The 6,736-nt window shown below is 28.6% G+C and carries 14 protein-coding genes; all 14 read left to right on the top strand.

Features of this window, described 5'->3' with window-relative positions:
• The coding region (locus tag IEX12_RS22675) for a hypothetical protein (RefSeq protein WP_188725958.1) at positions 1-245 on the top strand (245 nt) is incomplete at its 5' end.
• 139 nt (positions 246-384) lie between these two features.
• Positions 385-1,212 carry an NUMOD3 domain-containing DNA-binding protein gene (locus IEX12_RS22670; RefSeq protein ID WP_188725957.1) on the top strand — a complete coding sequence of 276 codons (828 nt, stop codon included), beginning with the start codon at positions 385-387 and terminating at the stop codon, positions 1,210-1,212.
• A 94-nt stretch (positions 1,213-1,306) separates the two neighbouring features.
• Positions 1,307-1,522, top strand: a complete 216-nt coding sequence (locus tag IEX12_RS22665; RefSeq protein ID WP_188725956.1) for a hypothetical protein — start codon at positions 1,307-1,309, stop codon at positions 1,520-1,522.
• Entirely contained in the window at positions 1,515-1,814 is a 300-nt protein-coding gene (locus tag IEX12_RS22660) for a hypothetical protein (protein WP_188725955.1), read from the top strand. Before IEX12_RS22665 ends, IEX12_RS22660 begins: the two co-directional genes overlap by 8 nt.
• Positions 1,804-1,992: a hypothetical protein gene (locus tag IEX12_RS22655; RefSeq protein ID WP_188725954.1), complete on the top strand. Its 189-nt coding sequence runs from the start codon at positions 1,804-1,806 to the stop codon at positions 1,990-1,992. The genes IEX12_RS22660 and IEX12_RS22655 overlap by 11 nt, the downstream gene beginning before the upstream one ends.
• A 413-nt stretch (positions 1,993-2,405) precedes the next feature.
• Positions 2,406-2,939, top strand: a complete 534-nt coding sequence (locus tag IEX12_RS22650) for a DUF3967 domain-containing protein (RefSeq protein WP_188725953.1) — start codon at positions 2,406-2,408, stop codon at positions 2,937-2,939.
• A gap of 173 nt (positions 2,940-3,112) precedes the next feature.
• Positions 3,113-3,655 carry a site-specific integrase gene (locus tag IEX12_RS22645; protein WP_188725952.1) on the top strand — a complete coding sequence of 181 codons (543 nt, stop codon included), beginning with the start codon at positions 3,113-3,115 and terminating at the stop codon, positions 3,653-3,655.
• 15 nt (positions 3,656-3,670) lie between these two features.
• Entirely contained in the window at positions 3,671-3,808 is a 138-nt protein-coding gene (locus IEX12_RS22640) for a hypothetical protein (protein WP_188725951.1), read from the top strand.
• A gap of 183 nt (positions 3,809-3,991) precedes the next feature.
• On the top strand, positions 3,992-4,516 hold the full coding sequence (locus IEX12_RS22635; RefSeq protein ID WP_188725950.1) for a helix-turn-helix domain-containing protein: 525 nt from the start codon (positions 3,992-3,994) through the stop codon (positions 4,514-4,516).
• A 691-nt stretch (positions 4,517-5,207) separates the two neighbouring features.
• Positions 5,208-5,375, top strand: a complete 168-nt coding sequence (locus IEX12_RS22630) for a hypothetical protein (RefSeq protein ID WP_188725949.1) — start codon at positions 5,208-5,210, stop codon at positions 5,373-5,375.
• Positions 5,376-5,392: 17 nt separating this feature from the next.
• Positions 5,393-5,665, top strand: a complete 273-nt coding sequence (locus tag IEX12_RS22625) for a hypothetical protein (protein ID WP_188725948.1) — start codon at positions 5,393-5,395, stop codon at positions 5,663-5,665.
• Between the two features lie 141 nt (positions 5,666-5,806).
• The gene (locus tag IEX12_RS22620; RefSeq protein ID WP_188725947.1) at positions 5,807-6,022 is read left to right on the top strand and encodes a hypothetical protein; all 216 of its coding nucleotides are present in this window, start codon (positions 5,807-5,809) and stop codon (positions 6,020-6,022) included.
• A gap of 12 nt (positions 6,023-6,034) precedes the next feature.
• Positions 6,035-6,250 carry a hypothetical protein gene (locus IEX12_RS22615; protein WP_188725946.1) on the top strand — a complete coding sequence of 72 codons (216 nt, stop codon included), beginning with the start codon at positions 6,035-6,037 and terminating at the stop codon, positions 6,248-6,250.
• 22 nt (positions 6,251-6,272) lie between these two features.
• The gene (locus tag IEX12_RS22610; protein WP_188725945.1) at positions 6,273-6,554 is read left to right on the top strand and encodes a hypothetical protein; all 282 of its coding nucleotides are present in this window, start codon (positions 6,273-6,275) and stop codon (positions 6,552-6,554) included.
• The last annotated feature ends 182 nt before the right edge of the window (positions 6,555-6,736 follow it).

Raw genomic sequence — 6,736 nt, 5'->3', positions numbered from 1 at the left:
AGCCTTATAATAAACCTTATAACAATAAAAATAACAAATATGGCCATAAGAAACGCAATCCTAAAAAGTTAACACCGGAGGAAATAGAAGAAAGGAAGCAAAAACGCTTTGAAAAGTTAATGGAACTATTTGAAAAACAATCTAAGGAACGTACTAGAGAATATAAAAGCCGGCTATATTTCGGCCAAAGAAAAATAAAAAAACAACGTGCAGCAGTACAAAGAAGATCACAACAATGGCATTAAATATATATACGTTTTTATATTAAATAAATGCTCTAAGTATTGTGCAGATAACATAAAAGAAAGGCAGAACATACGTTTGTACTAATTCTTAGTAATTGTATATGATTAATATAAAATAGTTATTAGGAGATGAATATTAATGCCTGCCCAAAAAGGTAAACCATTAAGTGAAGAACAAAAAAGAAAGATAAGTAAGTCAATGAAAAATAGAAAGTTTAGTGAAGAGCACAAAAGAAATATTAGTAAAGCATTGAAAGGTAAACAATCATGCAGAAAAGGTAAGAATCATTCAAAAGAAACAATAAAAAAGATGAGTGAAGCACATAAGAAACGTTATGAAGACCCAACTCAGAGAAAGAAAACAAGTGAAGCATTAAAAGGTAATAAAAATGGACTTGGAAATTCATCTTGGAGGGGCAAAGAGATTTTAGATGAACATAAAGAGAATTTATCTAAAGCATTAAAAGGTAAGAAAAAGACAGATGAACATAAAAGAAATATGTCTATAGCACGCAAAGGTAGAATATCACCAATGCTAGGTAAAAAATTTAGTAATGAGCATAAAGAAAACTTATCTAAAGCACATAAAAGGTGGTTTGAAAATGCTACGGAAGAACAGTTAAAAAATCGCTTTAATTATAAAGTTTCATCAATTGAAATAGCAATGCAAGAGTTACTTGATGAATTAGAAATTGAGCATGAAATTCAAACATACTTTAGAGACAAGCAAGATATATATATTGCTGATATATATATACCATCTAAAAACACTATTATAGAATGCAATGGTGATTACTGGCATAGTAGGCCAGAAAGAATTGAACGTGATAAGAAACTACAACAATATTGTGACCAACAAGGAATTAAATTATTTTGGTGTTGGGAATCAGACATTAGAAAAGATCCATACAAAGCATTAAAGAAAGCACATAAAGAATACAAAGAAAGACAATTAGAGAGAGCCTAGGAATAGGTTCTTTTTATACCAAAATACAAACGTTTTAATATCAAATAATGACTGGAAGTATTGATAGTTATAACTTTATAAAGGGGGTTATGGTATGCAAAAACGTTATATTAGAAAACCCTCAGATGTTCGCAAACTATTATCAGAACAATTGAATATTCTTAGGGAAATGAAAGCTAAAACAAATGAGGATAAAATAAAACGTGCAAAAGCTATAGCATATATTAGTTCAATTTCACTTTATGCAATGCGTGATGGTGATTTAGAGGAACGTTTAAAAATATTAGAGGATAGCTTAAAAAATGAGTAGAGCATCATTATTAAAAAGGATTGAAATCTTAGAACAAAAAATGCCTAAACAAAGGATATTTACTGTATGCAAAATTGATGATGAACATGTTTTATTTACTAATCCAGATCAAAACAGACAACAGCTTAAATTAGAACAAAAAAGGCTAAAACAGAAATACACAGACAAAGGTAGAAAAATACCAGAGAACGAAAGAATTGTAATTATCTATAATGATATTGGTTATATTCAAGGAGAGACAATGAGCATAGAGCGAATAAAAGAAATTAGGGGGATTAAAAATGGACTTTAAAGTCTTTAAATCATTACCAAATGAAGGTAAAAAACAACTACTAGACTTGGAATGGAATAAAGCAAACTTAGAGTTTTTATTCATCAATGAACAGGACAATAAAGAAAGATCATTAATATGGATCCAAATAAAAAAGTTAGAGCAACAAAGGGAAACAATTATAAATCAATATGTTTAAATAGTGGCCATTAGAGGACATTTAATATTGCCCCCTTATTTTACTATTAGGTCATAATTAAAAACCCTCAGAATGGCCCTATTGATTAAGATAATATACAAGTGTTGCTAAGAGGTTTTTACATTTTTACTTTTAGAAACACTTTTATACTATTTTATACTTCTCCTAATTGGGTTGTTTATCTGTTATCAAGTAAAAACATAGTTATTAACTAGTTACACACAAATACATGATTGTATCACTGCTGATGTAACTAGTTAATAACACCCTTTTTTTAAATAGGGCCCTGCCAGGACTATAAAATAAAATTATATTTTATAGTTATTCAACAATCTATTAAATTATTCCTGTTATTAACAAGAAAGCAGGAAATTACCTCATATATGGCGTATTATATTGTATGAGGTGATAATATGGAGAACCATACAGAAAAAGCTTATACAACTAAAGAAGTGGCAACAAGATTACATATTGCCGTTCCAACAGTTAGAAAATATGCTCAATCTTTGGAAACTGAACAATATAAATTTATAAGGTCAGAAAGTGGAGCAAGAATATTTGTAGAGAACGATATAAATGCATTTCATTATTTTATGGAATTAAGAAAAGCTAACATATCGGTTGAAGCAAGTTCAAAAATAGTAGTTGAAAAGTTTAAAGGTGGAGCAATACAAGATGTATCGGGTAGCAATACACCTCAATTAATGCAATATAATAAGCAATATGAAGAACTAAAAGAAATGGTACATAAACAGAACGACTTGATTAAGGAATTAAGCAATAAATTAGATCAACAACAGGACTATATTAAAAATTCATTAGATAAACGAGACAAACACTTAATGCAATTAATGAATGATATATCAGAGCAAAAGAAAGAACTAGCAGCAACCACTGAAATACAGGATAATAAACCATGGTATAAAAAGCTATTTAATAAAAACTAATGTAACAAATTAGATATAGTGTTACTTAAGCTAAAAGTGGCTAGAATGTATTGACACCAATAAACTAGCAAACTTTTAGCATTTTTATTGTACTTTTTATGTAACATAATATATAATGTATTTAAGTTAAAGGTAACATAGTGAATATAAGAATAGTATAGGAGGAAATTTATATGGAATATGTTCAACCTATTAGAAACAAAGAAAAGATAGAGGAAGTAAAAGCCATTTTGAAAAGGAAGTCATATAGAGATTATTTAATGTTTGTAATGGGCATCAATACAGGTTTAAGAGTATCTGACTTGCTTAAATTACAAGTAAAAGATGTAAGGGATACTACACATATTAAAATTAAGGAGAAAAAGACCGATAAAACTAAACGTTTTAAATTAAATACTGTCATTATTGAGGTATTAAGAGATTATACCAGAGGGTTAAATGATGAAGAATTTTTATTCCCATCAAAGAAATCGAATAAACCAATTAGCAGGGTACAAGCATATAGGATTTTAAATGAAGCAGCAGAAAAAGCAGGATTAAAAGAAATAGGTACCCACACAATGAGAAAAACATTTGGTTACCACCATTACCAACAATTTAAAGATGTAGCTTTATTACAGCAAATATTTAACCACTCGGCACCTAGTGTAACAATGAGATATATAGGGATTGATCAAGATTTAATGGATGCCACTATCGATAAATTTGCTTTATAAAAGGAGAATAGTTATATGAGTAATTACGGTTATTGCTTTAGAGATGATAATTTTAATGCAGATGAATGTAATTGTCTATTCATTGAAGATGAAGGAACAGAAAAGTTACTTGAGTTATTAAATACGTTAAAAGATGGTAATACAGTAACATAGATGGCCTTCAGAAGTTAATTAATAGTTTGATAGGTTTACCCATTAAAGAAACAAACAAAATCAACCTGGACCATCTGTGTTATTCTCAATATGGTAAAATGGAACAAAATAAAATACCCTACTCGGCAAAGTAGGATACTAAAGGAGTTAATTATAAATAGTACCTAGAAAGGACAGTATAACATGAATCTATTTGATTTGTTAAGGTCTGACGGCTCAATAGTTGTAAATAAAGCATTAGCACATGAAATAGGATTGAATGAAGCAATTATTTATAGTGAGTTAGTATCAATGCAGGAATACTGGAGAAAGCAAGGTAAATTAAAACAAGATAGTTATGCAAATGATACATGGTTTTATTGTACAGTTGAAAACCTGGAAAAGAATACAACCTTAAAGCAAAAGACACAACAAAGGGCAATTAAAAGGCTTGAAACATTAGGATTAATTAAAGTAAAAATGTTGGGAGTTCCAGCAAAAAGGCATTTCTACATAACCGACAAAATTTATGAATTAATCCTTCAAAAAACCCGTTATAATCAGGGTGGACAATTTGACCACTCTAGTATGGACAAAATGACCGCACAAGGGTGGACAAAAAATCCCACAAATAATACTAAAGACAATACTAATCTATTAAAAAATAATAAATATAATGACCGCCAACGGAAAGAAATACTTCGTTATAATTGGATTGAAAATGAATAAAATCTATCAAGTCCATAATATTAAAATAGAGCCCCTTCTGAGGGCTTTTTATTTTACCCATAGGAAATATATTAATAGAGTTTATAAAATTCATCAGAACCCTTTTATTTAATTCCTGTGTATATGTTTATATCTATGTAATGGATTGAACTTTGTAAGGAGTAAAAAGAATACTAAAATAAATTTTAAAATACTGTTTACATTGACCCAAATGTATTATAAAATAGACTTAGGATTAGTAGTGTAAGGTTACACAAACCCTTTTAGAATAAGGCTTTGGACATATCATAAAGAAGAGTAAAATTTTTCAGAGGAAATGAGAGGAAAAAAGACAATTTTTGTTTTGTCGTCCCTTTTTATTTTCTTTTTTTATTTAATTTTTTTCTTTTGTTTTTGACTATAACTATAATAATTTATTTTATAGTTTATTTTAAAAAAAGAATTAATTATTTTAAAAAAGAAAGTATTATTTTAAACATAAGTACTTTAGTAATAAACAATACTATTCTTTAAAAGAATAAAAGTTATATATATGTAATATTAAAAAATAGTTGTTTAATAAAATAAATATATACAGGCGTGCGTAAGAAAAAACGAATAAAAAATACTCAAGAGCAGTTTTTAGTTGATTAAATTCAATTATTGACTGCTCTTTTTATATAGATCAAAGAAAAAAAAGGAGTGTTTTGCAATGTTAATAAAAGACTTAGTTAAGTTAAGAGGAACCAAACAAGGACGTTATCACATGACAATACCTATTTCAATTGCCAAAGAAACAGGTTTAAAACAAGGTGATTATTTACAAGTAACAACAAAAGAAGGTTCAGGAAAATTTGTAGTAAAAGCAATTAGATTATAGTTAGGAGAGAATAAACAATGCTAGCAATAAAAGAAGAAATTAATGCAGAAGAAGAATTTCAGACGAAAGCAATATCATACATTTATTTCATTCATAGTAAATTTGGTAGAATACCACGCTTAATTAAATTACAAGAATATATGAAAAAACAAAGCATTTACAATATGGTAAAAAATCAAGATGAAATCATAAAGCAAACGCATAAAAAATGGCGTGGTTATTTTATAATGCATGATAAGTTTATTAATGGCCAAATTGACTTTGAACCAAAAGAGCCAAAACTAATATAAAACATGAGTAAATACCATGTAAAAACATAGTTATTAAAGAAACATAACGTATCACAATTGTAATTGTGTTACATGACATATGACATATTTAGTCAGAGGATAAATAACCTCTGGCTTTTATATTTATAGGAGGTGAAAAACATGCACAGATTTACTGCACAAGCACTAACAAGACGTGAAAGTGAAATAAACAACCTTAAGAATGAATTAAACCGCATTAATAGACTTATTGAATCTAGACAAGGATCAGCTGCTATGGATTACTACACAAATCAAAAAACAGAACTTGAACAAAAAATTACTAAAAAACAATCAGAATTGGAAAAAGCAAAGATCCGGTTAAATGTAACTGAATAGGAGAGGTAAAACATGGAAGAAAATATTCATGTTCCAGGCATTAGAGATAGTGCTAATGATGATGATTTAATATACACCCAAAATGGAATGGTGACGGTTGGAAAAATAAGGGCATACCACAGAAATAAAACAGGAAATATTGTAACAGTAAAAAAGGCTAATAAAATTTACGATATTGATGAATCAGAACTAAAAAATTACTTACTTATGGGTTACGTACAAATTTAAAACAAAGGGAGAGATTTTAACAATGGCAGGACGTACTTTATCAAAACATGAAAAACATATGCAGGAAATAAACAGACAGTATCAAAAAGGGTTAGAAAATGACATTACGACAGCTTTAAATACAGCATTTGCAAATGTTAATGAGGACTTAAAACAACGACAGCAAGAAAATGAGGAAAACAGCTTATTAGATGCTGAAGGCTTTAAAAATCAGTTTGTACAAGGTATTGAACAACATTACAATGATGAATCTGTAAAAGAACATAACAATCGTACTAAAGCTAAAAACTTACGTGAATGGTAATTAAATAGTAAAAGGATTGATTTAATGCAAACCAATAACAATAATAGAAAGCCATCTAGTGGCCACAGACCATTTAGCAAAAACAAGCCTTATAATAAACCTTATAACAATAAAAATAACAAATATGGCCATAAGAAACGCAATCCTAAAAAGTTAACACCGGAGGAAATAGAAGAAAGGAA

Source organism: Lentibacillus populi (genome assembly GCA_014642895.1).
GTDB lineage: Bacteria > Bacillota > Bacilli > Bacillales > Amphibacillaceae > Lentibacillus_C > Lentibacillus_C populi.
Note: the sequence above shows the minus strand (reverse complement) of the source record. Positions and strands in the feature narration are given on the sequence as shown.

Coding starts and splice junctions, on each gene's coding strand:
- IEX12_RS22630 (WP_188725949.1), top strand. CDS start 5,208: ATGTTAATAAAAGACTTAGTTAAGTTAAGAGGAACCAAACAAGGACGT.
- IEX12_RS22620 (WP_188725947.1), top strand. CDS start 5,807: ATGCACAGATTTACTGCACAAGCACTAACAAGACGTGAAAGTGAAATA.
- IEX12_RS22670 (WP_188725957.1), top strand. CDS start 385: ATGCCTGCCCAAAAAGGTAAACCATTAAGTGAAGAACAAAAAAGAAAG.
- IEX12_RS22615 (WP_188725946.1), top strand. CDS start 6,035: ATGGAAGAAAATATTCATGTTCCAGGCATTAGAGATAGTGCTAATGAT.
- IEX12_RS22655 (WP_188725954.1), top strand. CDS start 1,804: ATGGACTTTAAAGTCTTTAAATCATTACCAAATGAAGGTAAAAAACAA.
- IEX12_RS22660 (WP_188725955.1), top strand. CDS start 1,515: ATGAGTAGAGCATCATTATTAAAAAGGATTGAAATCTTAGAACAAAAA.
- IEX12_RS22645 (WP_188725952.1), top strand. CDS start 3,113: ATGGAATATGTTCAACCTATTAGAAACAAAGAAAAGATAGAGGAAGTA.
- IEX12_RS22610 (WP_188725945.1), top strand. CDS start 6,273: ATGGCAGGACGTACTTTATCAAAACATGAAAAACATATGCAGGAAATA.
- IEX12_RS22665 (WP_188725956.1), top strand. CDS start 1,307: ATGCAAAAACGTTATATTAGAAAACCCTCAGATGTTCGCAAACTATTA.
- IEX12_RS22650 (WP_188725953.1), top strand. CDS start 2,406: ATGGAGAACCATACAGAAAAAGCTTATACAACTAAAGAAGTGGCAACA.
- IEX12_RS22635 (WP_188725950.1), top strand. CDS start 3,992: ATGAATCTATTTGATTTGTTAAGGTCTGACGGCTCAATAGTTGTAAAT.
- IEX12_RS22625 (WP_188725948.1), top strand. CDS start 5,393: ATGCTAGCAATAAAAGAAGAAATTAATGCAGAAGAAGAATTTCAGACG.
- IEX12_RS22640 (WP_188725951.1), top strand. CDS start 3,671: ATGAGTAATTACGGTTATTGCTTTAGAGATGATAATTTTAATGCAGAT.